A 14396-nucleotide genomic window follows, 5' to 3' on the forward strand; every position below is an offset into this window, starting at 1 on the left:
TCGTATTACTGAGCTTTTAAAGGTGTCTTACTCAACAACATATGAACTGGTAATAAATCAGTAAATGACCGACCTATTAATCGGTCTTCTTTAAATTGAGCACCTTTGTTGTACGAAGTTTCTGTTTTCAGTTCTACTAGCTTGAGTTCTGTTAACTTACACTCGAAAGGATTCTGTTTCGCATATGGGTATTTAGTATCGAAACAAGCCGATAATAATGGCTTATCAATCGTATCCTTCGAAGATTGCAATGCGTTGAGTAACGCATCTGCAAGAAAGTGCTTCAGCACACGGCATTCTCCACGGCAGACTGAGAATAAAGGTAATAGAATTTCATCCCCAGTTAAGTTAGGGCGTTTTTCAAACCCCATTCTGCCTGCAAGTCCAGCAACAAAGCTTGCAAAATGCCGTTTCCCTTCTGCATCAGGAATATAACTTTTGTTATCGGCTTCGCTTAGCTTAGAAAGGTGAAAATAACTTAAGTGTCGCTTCCAGCCTAAACGAGAATTCCATTGGTCTTCTTCAGCGAGCATAGTCGCATAAGGCATACCTACCAATACAAATGAAACTTGCGCTTCCTCACTTATCATCTTAAAAGTATTCGCTATTGTTTGTCGTTCATTAGCATCTTTGAATTCCATCAGTTCCTGAACTTCATTAACAATCACAAGCTTCACTTTTTTTTCAATTAAACTTTTGATAACTCCTTGTTCTAACGCTCCTTCTTTGTAAGGTCTCCTGCGGCGGCTAGAGGCTCGACTATCTAAGTCAATTAATAATCTTTCTAACGTATTTTGCTCACGAACTTTACTTGGGATGCGAGTTTTTAATACTGGCATTTCAGCCCAGCGGCTCCCCTTAGTTGCAAACCTTGCAACATAATTATCAATCATCGCCGTCTTGCCAACACCTGTATCTCCCGTTAGCAATAATGACTCTTGTTCCCCTCCAAGAGAGCTGTTCAATACCATTCGATCAAAGACGTTATAAATTTCCGTCAACTGAGGGTATTCTAAGAAACACTCTCTAAAAGATGTATATTGCTCTATTTGAAGATCACTAAGTATGTTCACTAATACCCCTCTATATCGCTGAGGTCATCACTAGCTGTACCAATATCTATTACTTCTTTTGGTACTTCACTGATAGGTTTAGGTGACGTAGTGACAATGGTACTAGGTCCTTCACTACCAACACCTCTTTGCTTTGCTATTTTTGAAGCATGAGTTGTTTTAGGAAGTGCCGATTTTTTGGACTTAGAACGACTCATACGTTCTATTGCTTCATCCATAGCCCTGTCCAAATATAATGACGCATCAGCTAATGATTCGTCTTGCTCTCCCAAACGGACTTTCAACCTTCTTAAACTGTTAATTCGTTGATGTTCATATAAAGATCGGCCTTTTGTATAGCCCATATGATCGACTGCTGGGACTTTGATGTATTTCTTCTCTTCCTCAAGGTAAACGTAAATCGAGCTGATATCGTTTGGGTCTGTCTTGGTTTTCACATAAGCGCTTTTTCTTGCACGACTAGAATATTGCTTACCGTACTCTTCCAACTCATCAGATTGGTATTTGAGAGAATGCAATTCAATAGCACCTCTTCTTATAGTCCGATGGTTTACAACTCCAAGCTCAATCTTTAATTGCTCTGCTTCAGGGCCTTCACAAAAGATTATCGTTCCTTGCGACTCTGTCCATTTCTGGTAAGGAACTCTCTTGTACCTCGTGTCCGCTTTTTTATGATAAACGTCAATAAGCCACTTATGTAACAGCTCGAGAAAATCAGACACATTAATGACAGCGTCTCGCTTCGGGTTGTAGTCTTTTAGCTGAGTAGGGTTGGTAAAGGTTTTTCCTGGGAAGCGACTAAATAGTTTCTTGTAGAAGGTATCAAAAGACTTTTCAACACCCGCTTTTCGCCACGGTTTACCGCGTTGATTATATTGAATATCTGTTACTAATGGCTTTAATGCTGACTCTAGGCTATCACTCCAAAACTCCGCACCGTTATCCACTATCAAATTTGTAATTTTTCCGTAGCAAGGCCATTCAGATTTAATGCTTGGGTACTTTTCTTTAACCCAATCCTTCTTAAGAACTGAATTAAGAAAAGCTGCTCGTACTGTCTCGTAACTAGGGTCTCTATAATTGACAGAAAGACCAACGATGCAAGTGGAGTATCTATCATAAAGTATTGTTAAGTGTGGTCTACCAAGAGGAAGCTCCAAATCATCATCAAGTAAAATCACAGGAGCTGTAGTGTGATCTATTTCTACATATTCCATTGGCCGCGTTGCCGGAATGATTGACCCAACAGTCTTAAACTTATTATCAGCATATCGTTTTCCATAACGAGCTAAAGCAACTTCATAGGGAGGTAGTGCATTTACACGATTGTAAAATGTTCGTTGGGAAATTGGCGCTATTTTAACTTGGTCTAGTTGTCGGTTTTCTTCAATAACTCGATATTTGTAGTACTCATAGGCGGTGTTGACCGATACTCGCTCTTTGGTCAGAAACTTGGTTTGAATCGCTTCTGTAACTAGATCAGATGAATCGTTCTTTAGTTTTCTGTTTCCTTTTTTGCTATGCCCAGGAATAAGAGACGCTACATCTTTACCTGACTCGTAATAGAGCTTTTTCCAATCAGCTATCGTTCTGGATGACGGGACCGAAGTTTTCTTCAATAGGGCATACTCTTCCAAGAGCTTGTCTAGGTTTTTGGGCGTCCAACCTCCTTTTACGCGCCTTTCCAAATAACGAATTAGATCCAAACGAAACAATGCCGTCTCTTTGTTTGGCAAGTCACCAAATGCCAATTCAAGATTTTCGTCTTCTGCTAAAAATTCTGTCGAAAGCGTTTTATCATCAGCTACATCATTGTCGAAGCTATTAAATTCATCACTAAAACCAAAGAGATCATCACTCATTGGCTAGCACCAAACAGAATTTTCTAAATCAAATTTTTTCTGATTAAAATCTGTTTGTATTTCACCTGAAGATAGCCAGCACAAAGCGGCTGTTAATGTTTCATCTGGAGAGATTTTAAGTTGGTGTGAAAGATGATGAAGGGTCACGCTTCTATTAGCTTGAACAAACTGAAGCACATGTTTTTGAATATCAGTGATTGTACGAATCCCTGAATAGCCGTGGAGTAATTTAAGGTTACTCAGTAGAAAACCAGTTCGAATCTGCTTCTCGGTCACTAAGATGAGTTTTTTTCCATACTCAGCTTGAGCGACAAGCTGCTTTTCTTTAAACCTTGCTCGAAAATCTGGTTTATGGATCTGACTTGAATGCTTTACTTCAATCAGAGAAGGCGTATCTATGCTATCGAAAAGCTGGAAGTCTGGTGTGTAGCGGCAGTAGCGCCCATTGAAGTAGTACTCAAACCCATGTGGCTGAGATTCATATCTAACTATTTGAGGATTGTATTCAGCATGAAAACAAAAATCATACTCAAGCATGGACATTGTTCGAACAACTGAGTCATTTTTCAAACTCATGAATTTACAAATGTTGTGAACAGCTGATGATTTTTTGGTTTGGTCGTACATAGCAAAAGCACTTTTGTTGTAAACCTACAACAAAAAATAGACCATGAAGACTTAGGGTGCAAATAAGAAAAGAAGCCTGCAATTTATGCGAACATATATTGCAGGCTTCATATGGGTGGAAGCCCCAGCCACATCCCGGCACACACGTCGCCTGCTGCGGCTGCTCCCTTCCAGGCCTGACCGAGTTCACAAGTTAGTGTTGCGGGAGGACCAGAGCCTCCATAGATTCTTTTTCTAAGAGGCTTGCCTCAAAGAGTGATTGGATTATTAAGCATCGCAGCAACCATTGCAAGCTCTTCGACCCTATTTTTGAACAATTGCGGTCTAAGTGCTTATCCTTTATTCAAACCACTAGAAAATCGTAGGTAAATTCACCATTTACCTACGTTCGAAGGATTTGAGCATCTTTAAGGCTAGATATCGATGTCTTCGTTATCTTCGGTACGAATGATGTAATCAGTCATCCATGCTGTGCCTAGCAAGCACAACCAAACCACAAATACCGGATTTGGAACTTCAATGCTTGGCGTGATCACCAGAGCAGCAAAGCCTACCGTAGGCAGTGTCCAACATAATAGCTTGTTCCAACGGAAGGTCTTCAAGCGTGTCAGCGTTTCCATCGACGCCATGATGCCCGTTACACACAAAGCAACCAAAGCGGCATATGGCAAGTCGGCTATCCATAATGGCAATATCAAACCCAATGACCACCAGCTGTGTCGGCTGGCTGGCTTAAGGTGATTTGCCGCCCACCAAATAACGATGATTGACAATGTTTGTAGTGTGGTAACCCATGGAACACCATCAAGCTTACCTGCCGATTGCGTAACCATGATTCCCACCTGTAAAGTGGTAACGATCAGTCCGGAAATAATGACAACGGATAAACTGCTGCGTTTTGAAAAGACAACCATCAGCAATGGGAACAAAACCCATGCACTGACCGATAGCGTGATAGGCTGTAAAGGAAGCGTTAAACCATAAGTGGTCATAGAAACAAGCAAAGCTAATCCTGCAATGCCGCCCTGCGGTAATATCCACAATGCAGGAATGACCATTGCAAGCACTGGAATGTCACCTTCACTTAAACTGATTGCTCTCGCACAAACAACCGCTAATAATGTGGTGATCAAGAACTGAAATGTTGAAAATACCATAGCCCTCTCCTTCTACCGATCCGTGGTATTAATGAACTAGGAACTTTTAGTATGGACCAATTTTTAGCCCAAATCTTTGCTGTGATTCACCAAATTCCATATGGAAAAGTAACAACTTATGGAGATATAGCACGTTTTGCAGGTTTTCCGGGCTATGCACGCCATGTAGGTAAAGCGTTAGGTAACTTACCAGAAGGAAGTAAACTACCTTGGTATAGGGTGATTAACAGTAAAGGTGAGATCTCTTTGAAAGGGGATTCATTGGATCGCCAAAAGAAGCATCTGGTCGAAGAAGGGATTGAAGTGAGTGATGCAGGAAAGATCAAACTCAGAATATACAAATGGCAGCCCTAGGGCTGCCATCCATTTCTAATTAACGAACACCAACCAAGCGCAGGTCTGCTTGTTGCGTGTTTTCTACATCAGTAATCACAGACTTAACTGTATCTGTCGTGAAGCGTAACTTACCGTCTACATGAATCGTTGCACGCATGTTGTAACGGTGGTTAGCTTGAATTTTGTTGTTGTCGTAGCTCAATTCGAATGCGAAAGGGACTTGTTTACCATCAGCAGTGAACTCTTGAGTCGCAATCACGATTGATGATGCGTCAGCAAGTGAGATATCTTCTAGCGTTACGGTAATCACGGCATTCTCTGGTAATGCAATTCTTTCGCGATAGCTTACTGTGCCTGAAATCACTTGAGTATTCTCTGCAACGGCTTCTTGAGAAGCGCTCGTTTCTGATGTTGCTTGGCAACCAACAAGTAGGCCAAACGATAATAAAGACGTAATAAAAATTAGAGCCTTTTTCATATTCAATTTCTCTCAACATGTTTGTCGGAATCGACAAATCTACGGCCTAATTATAAGAGAGCTTTCATATTCTGTCTCGAAACCCTATGATTTATTGACAGATATTTGACTAAGCTAAATCATTAGCACACTAATCTGACACCCATTTTACGAAGAGGAATACTGACGATGAGTCAACCTTTACAAGAATTACTCAGTTTACTTCAGCTTGAAAAGCTGGAAGAAGGTTTATTCCGAGGGCAAAGTGAAAACCTAGGTCTTCCGCAGGTTTATGGCGGTCAAGTATTGGGACAAGCGCTTTCTGCTGCTCGCTATACTGTTCAAGATGACCGAAGTGTTCACTCGTTCCATAGTTACTTTCTGTACCCAGGTGATCCCGAAAAGCCCATTATTTATGATGTTGAAAACTTAAGAGATGGACGCAGCTTTAGCACACGCCGTGTTAAAGCGATTCAAAATGGCCGCCCTATTTTCTATCTCACGGCTTCTTATCATGGCGATGCTCCAGGCTTCGAGCACCAAAATCCTATGCCTGATATTCCAGGTCCGGAGAACTTTGCATCAGAAACTGAACTGGCAAGTCACATTGCTGAATTCTTACCTGAGAAACTGCGTAAGACTTTCTGTGGAGAAAAACCGATTGAGATGCGCCCTGTCACGGTTGTTAACCCGCTAAACCCTAAAAAGGCCGAAGCGAAGCAATATCTGTGGGTAAGAGCAAATGGCGCGTTGCCAGATAATCAGCTTATTCACCAATATTTGTTGGCCTACGCATCCGATTGGGGCTTCTTAGTGACAGCGCTTCATCCTCATGAAGTGTCCATTATGACGCCAAACTTTCAGGTCGCTACGATTGACCACTCTATTTGGTTCCATCGCCCGTTTAAGATGGATGAATGGCTACTTTATGCGATTGAAAGCCCGACCGCGGCTAATACTCGCGGCCTAGTACGTGGTGAAATTTACAACCAAAAAGGTGAATTAGTCGCGACTGCAGTACAAGAAGGTGTGATGCGCTTTACTAAATAGCGATCAAGCGCTGTTTTAAAAGCCCCAAATAAGTACGAGCAAACAAAAAGAGGCTAGGTTTATAATACCTAGCCTCTTTCTTTAATGACGCTTAAGAAAACTCGTCACATAAAAATCAATAAAACTCTATTCAACCTCAAGCATCGGCTCGAGTTCACTTTGTACGCGCGTTTTAATGCCATCTCCCGCGTCTCGCAGTAAATTAAATGGTGATAGCACCACTCCTTTCACCGCTCCTTCTGCTGCGCCCTGAGCTAATTCTCTACTCTTATCTGCCAACAAATTCGCTTGTACCAAAATATCCGGTACTTCCGCTCTTAGCATTTCAGATTCAGTAATAATCACTGGAATGGTTTGCTCTCGATAAGATTTACTCTCAGCAAGCATTGGTGGCATCACATCGACACGATATCGCTTTAATTCCGTCAATGTTGGAGGAATCACATCGGTTCTAACTTGTTCGACTTCTGTTCGAACACTCTTAACTTCATCTAGAATGGCGGGGATTTTTCTATCGACCGATGAAACTGTGTTATTGACTTGAGCGATGGTTTTTCTAACATCTTCAACCGTCTCTAATACTTGAGGAGCAAGTTCATCAACATGCTCAGCAAATGCCAACCACTCTTCAACTTTGAGTTCCTTGGTCAGTACCGATAAGTCTTCGATCACCTGCGGGTAAGTATCAACGATTTCACCGACTTTATTGGTAAATGAGTAGATGGTGTAACCCAAATAAAAAATGGCGACCGCCAATACCAGCTGGATAGCAGTAGATACTTTTGCAAACATGAATAGTCCTTTTCTTTATCGCAGAGGCGACATCTAAACTGAGACGATGGTGAGTGTTTTATCAGACACTGCTTAAAGCGGCAATGCTGTCGTGTACTTCAATGGTTCCATCGCAAAAGTCGATGTCACGTTAGAGATACCATCAATGCTATTCACTAAGCGTTTGTAGAAATCATCAAAGCACTTCATGTCTTTCACTTGAACCTTCATCATATAATCATACTCGCCCGCCATACGGTAGAACTCCATCACCTCTGGAAATTCAGACACGGTGTTTACAAAACGACCGTACCACTCATGAGAGTGATCGCTGGTTTTAATCAACACGAACGCGGTAAAGGAAAGGTCGAGTTTTTCAGGATTCAACAACGCGACTTTTTTCTCAATAATGCCGTTCTCTTCAAGTCGCTTAAGCCTTTTCCAACAAGGCGTGGTCGTCAAGTTGACCGCTTCAGATATGTCATTCAACGACAGCGTGCTGTCCTCTTGTAACAGCCTTAATATCTTTTTATCTACGGCATCTATCACAATTTCACCAAACCACTTTTAAAGAGAATAATTTTCTACAATTTAAGCAAAACAAAGGAAATATGGCAAAGTTTTTCTCCTTAGATATCGCTAGATTATAACCATACCAATTACAAATAATTCCTACTTAGTATCAAGAGAATGCCTATGTGTACTGACCATCAATGGATTAACAACGCGATTCGTAAAATTGAAGCAGATTACCAACGCTCAGCGGATACGCACCTGATCAAGCTCGATTTACCTAGCGTAGAAGGCATTGATATTTATCTTAAAGATGAAAGTACACACCCTACTGGCTCTTTGAAGCATCGTTTAGCGCGTTCTCTGTTCTTATACGCTATCTGTAACGGTTGGGTTGGCCCAGAAACAACGATCATTGAATCTTCATCGGGCAGTACGGCGGTGTCTGAAGCGTACTTTGCTCGCCTACTTGGTCTTCCGTTTATTGCGGTAATGCCAAAATGCACAGCGAAGAAGAAGATTGAGCAGATTGAATTCTACGGCGGCCAAGCGCACCTTGTTGATCGCTCAGATGAGATTTACGATGAGTCTCGCCGTTTAGCAGAAGAGTTGAATGGTCACTACATGGACCAATTTACTTACGCTGAGCGCGCAACCGACTGGCGTGGTAACAACAACATCGCGAACTCGATTTTCAATCAAATGCAGATGGAAGATCACCCAGTTCCAGCATGGGTAGTAATGAGCCCAGGTACTGGCGGTACTTCAGCGACTATTGGCCGTTTCATTCGCTACCAACAGCATGAAACTAAGCTTTGTGTTGTCGACCCAGAGAACTCAGTATTCCTCGAATACTTCCAAACAGGCAATGCGAACGTGAAAGGCAATACATTCAGCAAGATTGAAGGTATTGGTCGCCCACGTGCAGAACCAAGCTTCATTCCTGGTGTGGTTGACGAAATGCGTAAAATCCCAGACGCAGCAAGCATCGCAACGACACATTGGTTGTCTGATATTCTTGGCCGCAAAGTTGGCGCATCAACCGGTACTAACATGTACGGTGTGCTTCAGCTAGCCAGTGAGATGAAAGCGCGTGGAGAGAAAGGTTCTATCGTGACTTTGCTATGTGACAGCGGTGAACGTTACCTAGACACTTACTTCAATGACGAGTGGGTAAATCTGAATATCGGTGACCTACAACCTTACGCGGCGAAGCTAGAAGCTTTCTCGCAAACGGGTGAGCTGGCTTAAGATCGAAACTAGCATTCATAGCTAAGACTAGGGCGTGCTGACCTTTCGTGGTTAAATTTTGTTCGGATGGGGACGCCTAGTCAAAAGCGTTTTAATCGCGGCGAGGGGGAAGTCGCCTAGTCATTCTAAGCAAATCTCCCTCAACAAAGAGTAAAACGCTTTTTGCGGGGACGCCCAGCTCGAACCCTCCGGGCAGCGTTTGCTGGTCATTTCTACTGCGTTATCGGCTTCTCATGTAGGCTAGCTACACATCAAAGCCTCTGCCTTGTATAAATACCCTGCAACTCGCTGCAAAAATCAGCTCGAAAGATCAACACGCCCTAAATACAAAACAAAAAAGAGCCCATGATGGGCTCTTTTTGCTATAGATAGTTTGCAGTCAGTGTCGCTTATTCCTATGTCTTTACTGCTAATGCGACAAATTATTCTGGCTTCTGCTTTGCTTCAAACGCCGCTAGTTGCTCAGGTGTCGCTTTTGGCTGATGGTTTTGTTTCCACTCATCGTAAGTCATGCCATAAACGCGCTCACGAGCGTCATCGATATCCAAATCTAGGCCTTGTTGCTCAGCTTCGGCTTTGTACCATTTACTGAAACAGTTGCGGCAGAAGCCCGCCAAGATCATTAGGTCGATGTTTTGCACATCTTTATTGCTATCTAAATGTGCTAACAGGCGACGAAAGGTTGCTGCGTCTAGTTTATCTTGTTCTTCTTGAGAAAGATCTTTGTATTTAAATTCAGCCACTTTACTTTCCTTTAGTATTTGTTTTCTTGTATTCATTCGTTGAGCTGTAGTTGTTATACAAAAAAAGCCTGCCATTCGCTAGGAGCAAACGCAGGCTTTTCTATATTGTTACACTATTCCATGTTCATTGGCCGTGCGTGTTCATTAACCGTGACTGCTTCTTCCCACGTTGTCATGGCTCAGCTCTTTATTTAGAACCGCTTCCACATGACCAGGTGAACGTGTTGTGCCTGAAATCAATCGGTACATCGCAGGGATGACGAACAGAGTAACCAACGTCGCGAAGCCCATACCGAAGAAGATAACTGTACCCACTGCCACTCGGCTTTCATAGCCTGCGCCTGTTGAGGTAATCAATGGAACTGCACCGGCTAGCGTCGTAAACGCCGTCATTAAGATTGGACGCAAACGTCGTGCTGAAGCATCAATGATCGCCTTTTCAAACTCAATGCCACGGTCACGAAGTTGGTTAGCAAACTCTACGATCAGAATACCGTTTTTAGTTACCATACCGATCAACATGATCATACCTATTTGGCTGTACACGTTAAGACCTTGGTTCATCAGTACGAGGCCTAAGAAGCCACCGAAGATACCCATAGGAACCGTGAACATCACCACTAACGGGTTGATGAAGCTTTCAAACTGCGCAGCCAATACCAAGTACGCGACTAGCATCGCTAACGCAAACACCACTAAAATACTCGATTGGTTCTCTTTGAAGTCTTTTGACTCTCCAGAGTAGCTCACAGAAATATCACCCGGTAGTTGCTCAATCGCTTGTTCATCAAGGAAGTCGAGTGCGTCACCCAACGTATAACCTTCCATTAAGTTCGCTTTAATGGTCACCGATTTCTGCTTGTTGTAGTGCGACAAACGAATCGATGAAGCGACTTCTTCAATATGCGTCAGCGTATCTAGTGTCACTAACTCACCAGATTGAGTACGCATATAGATTTGACTTAAGTCGTTAGCGTTATTGAAGCTATTTTCATCACCACGAAGGTAAACATCGTATTCTTCGCCACGGTCCACAAACGTGGTTTCGCTGCGCCCACCAAGCATGATTTCTAGCGTGTCTGAGATATCTGATACGCTGACACCCAACTCGGCTGCTCGTTGCTTATCTACGGTTACCAACAACTCTGGTGTTTTCTCCGAGTAATCGATGTCCGCACCTTCCATCATTGGTGAATCTTCAGCCGCTTGCTTTAACAGTTCGCCCCATTTCTGAAGCTCAGAGTAATCAGAGCCACCCAGTACAAACTGCACAGGCTCACTTGAACCACCTTTGAAGCCCGGCATGAACGGGAATACACGCACATCAGGAATACCATTCAACGATTTACGGACTTCGCTCAACGCTTCCTGAGCCGTCTCTTCACGTTCATCCCAATCTTCTAAGATCATGATAACGAAGCCCGTTTGGTCGCCCGCATTACCACCAAACGCTGGTGATTGAATGCTGAATGACTTCAAGAAGCCCTGACCAAGCAACGGCATTAGACGCTCTTCAACGATGTCCATATTGGCAGACATACGATTATAGCTGGTTGCATCAGCGCCACGAACAAACGCAAAGATAACACCACGGTCTTCTTGTGGAGTCAGTTGCGACGGCACTTGTTGCATCAAACCATAACTACCGCCCATACACGCGATAATGATGATTGGAGCAGCCCAACGCCAGTTTAAAGCACGGCGCAATACTGAGCGGTATCCAGATTCAAGTTTGCCAAATACGCGCTCGACAAACAGGTTAAAGCGGTTTGGTTTAACGTTCGCTTGTAGGATTTTACTGCCTAACACTGGCGTTAACGTTAATGCGACTAGCGACGAGAAGATCACCGACATAGCGAGCAATACAGAGAACTCGGTAAACAAGAGACCAACCATGCCGTCCATGAACGAGATTGGTAGGAATACCATTACCAATACAAGCGTTGTTGCGATTACCGCAAAGCCTACTTCACGAGTACCTTTATACGCAGCAAGCAGTGGCGATTCACCACGTTCAATATGGTGGAAAATGTTCTCAACCACCACGATCGCATCATCGACCACCAAACCAATCGACAGGATAAGTGCCATCAGGGTAATCAGGTTGATAGAGAAACCGAAGTAGTACGCGGCAATAAACGACGAGATCAGAGATACCGGCACGGTTACCGCGGGAATAAGTGTTGCACGTGCTTGACCAATAAAGATGTAAAGCACAAGGATAACTAAGCCACCCGTAATAAAGAGTGTGCTGTAAACCTCTGATATCGAACGGTCGATGAAGACTGTTGAGTCATAATCGACAGCCAAACGAGTACCATCTGGCAAGAACTTTTGAATTGCTTCGACTTCTTTATGGACTAAGTCAGCAACCTCAAGTGGGTTCGCATCTGACTGAGGCACGATACCCATACTTACGTTAACAACGCCGTCACTTTTAAAGGTCGAGTTCTCGTTTTCTGCGCCAATGTACACATCCGCTACGTCTTTCAAATAGATAGGTGTATTATCAGAGGCACGTTTAACGACTAGGTATTCGAAATCTTCCGCTTCAGTGTAAGAACGAGCGGTACGCACCGACATTACAATCGCATCGTTACGTACTTCACCACCTGGGCTTTCAATGTTCTCACTGTTAAGAGCAGAAGTGATGTCCGAGGTAGTAACGCCACGACCCGCCATCTGCGCAGGTTTCAGCTTCACGTACATTACTTTGTACAAGCCACCCGAGATATCCACCGAACTCACACCAGAGATCAAACTAAAGCGGTCAATCAACACACGTTCTGTGTAGTCAGTTAACTGCGTTCGGTCCATCTCGGTTGAACTTAGGTTGATATAAACCGATGCTTCGCCACTACCGTTGTTCTTATAAACAATCGGGTCGTCGGCTTCATCAGGCAATGATCGCTGAGCACGAGCGACCGCATCACGCACATCACTCACACCCGTATTGAGGTCGTAACCAAGCTCAAAAGTAATCGTGATACGCGACATGCCGTTACGCGTTGTAGATTCGATCTCATCGATACCACTAATACCGGATAACTGATCTTCAAGATTGGAAGTTATTTGGCTTTCAATGATGGTGGCAGACGCACCCTCATAACGTGTACTGATCGACACCACTGGACTTTCAATATCTGGCATCTCACGAACGGCAAGCTTGTTAAATGAGACAATACCAAACACAACCAGAAGCAGGCTCAATACGATAGCCGCTACTGGTCTCTTTACAGAAACATCAGATAACAACATTAGTTAGCGCCTTCTTGTGTTGCTGCATTTTCATCAAGATTAGCTGTATCGGCCTCAAGTTTAGCGGGGCGATTAACGGCTAGCTCTTGAACCAAAACACCGTCGCGCATGTTCACGATACCTTGCACCACGATCTTCTGACCAATCTCGATACCTTTCTCAATCACGACTTCGTTATCGATACGTGCACCTAGGAACACTTCTGTTCGAGTTGCCTTGTTATCTTCATCAATTACGTAAACAAAACGTTTAGTGCCCGAATACTCCAATGCTTGAACTGGAATAATCGGCGCTTCTACTGGTGGAAAATCCATATCAGCCGCCACTAACATGCCTGGCTTCAGATAATCATTGTTGTTATCGAAATGGATTCGAACTCGTAAGTTCAAGGTTTCAGCGTTGATACGAGAATCAATACCGACCACAGTACCTGTAAATTGAGTATCGCCCCACGCACTGGTGCGAGCCGTTACTTTCATGCCTTTAGATAGCTTAGAAAGATAACGCTCAGGAATTTGAAGGTCTAACTGCATCACAGACAAGTCATCTAATGTCACCAGTTCAGTGCCTGCAGTGACCATTTTTCCGCGGCTAAAGTCGATGAAACCAACGGTGCCAGAGAAAGGTGCGCTAATGTGAAGATCTTTTAGGTTTGCATTTGCGGCAGCCAGTCGAGCATTAGCAATTTCTACATTGGTTTTCTGAGCGTCGATTTCGGTTTGTGTGATCGCGTTACGTTTCACTAGGCGTTCAAATTCCGCTAGCTTACGTTTTTCATCTTTTAGATATGCTTGCGCTTCTGAAACCGCAGCTTTAGCTTTGTCGTCATCTAACTGAACCAACATTTGCCCTTTGGTGACATCTTGATTAGCTTTGAAATTAATAGAATCAACTCTGCCAGCCACTTCAGAAGTAATAATCACAGATTGTTCGGCTTCTAACTTACCGACCAACGAGAGAGATTGGCTAACTTGGTGAATATCAACCTGTTCAGTAACAACAGTAACAGTACTTGGGCCCATGCGTTTTGCGAGTGCGGCTGGAGACGCCATAAGAATAGACAAGCTAAGCAGGGTTAAAACAGATTTATGCTTCATAATAATGGTCTGCAAGTAAGATTTAAGATCTATAAATGAAATTAACGATATTCTATCAACTGATGAATGCTGTAACGTCAAGAAGTGTAAATCTAGGTCAAATTCCATTTACGTTTCGTCGCAAATTACACAAACCAAACACAATACAGAAAGCCAGTTACCTCAAGGTGTTACCTATCACTACGCAAACCTTAATAGAGA

General features: G+C 43.3%; 13 protein-coding genes and 1 other RNA gene. 3 read left to right on the forward strand and 11 right to left on the reverse strand.

Features of this window, described 5'->3' with window-relative positions; genetic code table 11:
* Positions 1–5: 5 nt before the first annotated feature.
* The 5 genes from SJY39_RS25430 to SJY39_RS25450 all read right to left on the reverse strand — a co-directional run bounded on the left by SJY39_RS25430 (position 6) and on the right by SJY39_RS25450 (position 4719).
* The gene (locus tag SJY39_RS25430; RefSeq protein WP_102402114.1) at positions 6–1073 is read right to left on the reverse strand and encodes a TniB family NTP-binding protein; all 1068 of its coding nucleotides are present in this window, start codon (positions 1071–1073) and stop codon (positions 6–8) included.
* Entirely contained in the window at positions 1073–2935 is a 1863-nt protein-coding gene (locus SJY39_RS25435) for a Mu transposase C-terminal domain-containing protein (protein ID WP_102402113.1), read from the reverse strand. The genes SJY39_RS25430 and SJY39_RS25435 overlap by 1 nt, the downstream gene beginning before the upstream one ends.
* Positions 2936–2938: 3 nt before the next feature.
* Positions 2939–3562, reverse strand: coding sequence for a TnsA endonuclease N-terminal domain-containing protein (locus SJY39_RS25440; protein WP_102402112.1), 624 nt, complete (start codon positions 3560–3562; stop codon positions 2939–2941).
* Positions 3563–3681: 119 nt separating this feature from the next.
* Positions 3682–3778, reverse strand: an RNA gene (gene ffs, locus SJY39_RS25445) — signal recognition particle sRNA small type.
* Between the two features lie 197 nt (positions 3779–3975).
* Positions 3976–4719: a hypothetical protein gene (locus SJY39_RS25450; RefSeq protein WP_016768484.1), complete on the reverse strand. Its 744-nt coding sequence runs from the start codon at positions 4717–4719 to the stop codon at positions 3976–3978.
* Positions 4720–4770: 51 nt separating this feature from the next.
* On the opposite strand from SJY39_RS25450, the gene SJY39_RS25455 reads away from it, so the two are divergent.
* Complete coding sequence (locus SJY39_RS25455; protein WP_010439592.1) at positions 4771–5073, forward strand: DNA base-flipping protein; 303 nt, start codon at positions 4771–4773, stop codon at positions 5071–5073.
* A 19-nt stretch (positions 5074–5092) separates the two neighbouring features.
* Here SJY39_RS25455 and SJY39_RS25460 read toward each other — a convergent pair whose 3' ends face one another.
* A complete protein-coding gene (locus SJY39_RS25460; protein WP_016768483.1) occupies positions 5093–5533 on the reverse strand; it encodes a YbaY family lipoprotein in 441 nt (146 codons plus the stop codon).
* A 168-nt stretch (positions 5534–5701) separates the two neighbouring features.
* Here SJY39_RS25460 and tesB point away from each other — a divergent pair, with 168 nt between their 5' ends.
* Entirely contained in the window at positions 5702–6562 is an 861-nt protein-coding gene (gene tesB, locus SJY39_RS25465; RefSeq protein WP_010439587.1) for an acyl-CoA thioesterase II, read from the forward strand.
* A 126-nt stretch (positions 6563–6688) separates the two neighbouring features.
* On the opposite strand, the gene SJY39_RS25470 is transcribed toward tesB, so the two are convergent.
* Together SJY39_RS25470 and SJY39_RS25475 are read right to left on the reverse strand one after the other, a co-directional pair.
* Positions 6689–7354, reverse strand: coding sequence for a hypothetical protein (locus tag SJY39_RS25470; protein WP_010439584.1), 666 nt, complete (start codon positions 7352–7354; stop codon positions 6689–6691).
* A 72-nt stretch (positions 7355–7426) separates the two neighbouring features.
* A complete protein-coding gene (locus SJY39_RS25475; protein WP_010439581.1) occupies positions 7427–7882 on the reverse strand; it encodes an Lrp/AsnC family transcriptional regulator in 456 nt (151 codons plus the stop codon).
* Positions 7883–8029: 147 nt separating this feature from the next.
* Between SJY39_RS25475 and SJY39_RS25480 the strand changes: the two genes are divergently transcribed.
* Positions 8030–9097, forward strand: a complete 1068-nt coding sequence (locus SJY39_RS25480) for a PLP-dependent cysteine synthase family protein (protein WP_010439578.1) — start codon at positions 8030–8032, stop codon at positions 9095–9097.
* A gap of 422 nt (positions 9098–9519) precedes the next feature.
* Here SJY39_RS25480 and SJY39_RS25485 read toward each other — a convergent pair whose 3' ends face one another.
* From SJY39_RS25485 to SJY39_RS25495, 3 genes are all read right to left on the reverse strand, one after another.
* Entirely contained in the window at positions 9520–9840 is a 321-nt protein-coding gene (locus SJY39_RS25485; protein ID WP_010439576.1) for a DUF1244 domain-containing protein, read from the reverse strand.
* A gap of 144 nt (positions 9841–9984) precedes the next feature.
* A complete protein-coding gene (vexH, locus tag SJY39_RS25490) occupies positions 9985–13098 on the reverse strand; it encodes a vibriobactin export RND transporter permease subunit VexH (protein WP_010439574.1) in 3114 nt (1037 codons plus the stop codon).
* A complete protein-coding gene (locus SJY39_RS25495) occupies positions 13098–14195 on the reverse strand; it encodes an efflux RND transporter periplasmic adaptor subunit (protein ID WP_022570816.1) in 1098 nt (365 codons plus the stop codon). The genes vexH and SJY39_RS25495 overlap by 1 nt, the downstream gene beginning before the upstream one ends.
* Between the last annotated feature and the right edge of the window lie 201 nt (positions 14196–14396).

It is taken from the genome of Vibrio sp. R78045 (genome assembly GCF_042466085.1).
Lineage (GTDB): Bacteria > Pseudomonadota > Gammaproteobacteria > Enterobacterales > Vibrionaceae > Vibrio > Vibrio cyclitrophicus.

Excerpts from the sequence above, each read along its gene's own strand:
- SJY39_RS25435 (WP_102402113.1), bottom strand. The coding sequence starts at position 2,935 with ATGAGTGATGATCTCTTTGGTTTTAGTGATGAATTTAATAGCTTCGAC.
- SJY39_RS25440 (WP_102402112.1), bottom strand. The coding sequence starts at position 3,562 with ATGTACGACCAAACCAAAAAATCATCAGCTGTTCACAACATTTGTAAA.
- SJY39_RS25450 (WP_016768484.1), bottom strand. The coding sequence starts at position 4,719 with ATGGTATTTTCAACATTTCAGTTCTTGATCACCACATTATTAGCGGTT.
- SJY39_RS25455 (WP_010439592.1), top strand. The coding sequence starts at position 4,771 with ATGGACCAATTTTTAGCCCAAATCTTTGCTGTGATTCACCAAATTCCA.
- SJY39_RS25460 (WP_016768483.1), bottom strand. The coding sequence starts at position 5,533 with ATGAAAAAGGCTCTAATTTTTATTACGTCTTTATTATCGTTTGGCCTA.
- tesB (WP_010439587.1), top strand. The coding sequence starts at position 5,702 with ATGAGTCAACCTTTACAAGAATTACTCAGTTTACTTCAGCTTGAAAAG.
- SJY39_RS25470 (WP_010439584.1), bottom strand. The coding sequence starts at position 7,354 with ATGTTTGCAAAAGTATCTACTGCTATCCAGCTGGTATTGGCGGTCGCC.
- SJY39_RS25480 (WP_010439578.1), top strand. The coding sequence starts at position 8,030 with ATGTGTACTGACCATCAATGGATTAACAACGCGATTCGTAAAATTGAA.
- vexH (WP_010439574.1), bottom strand. The coding sequence starts at position 13,098 with ATGTTGTTATCTGATGTTTCTGTAAAGAGACCAGTAGCGGCTATCGTA.
- SJY39_RS25495 (WP_022570816.1), bottom strand. The coding sequence starts at position 14,195 with ATGAAGCATAAATCTGTTTTAACCCTGCTTAGCTTGTCTATTCTTATG.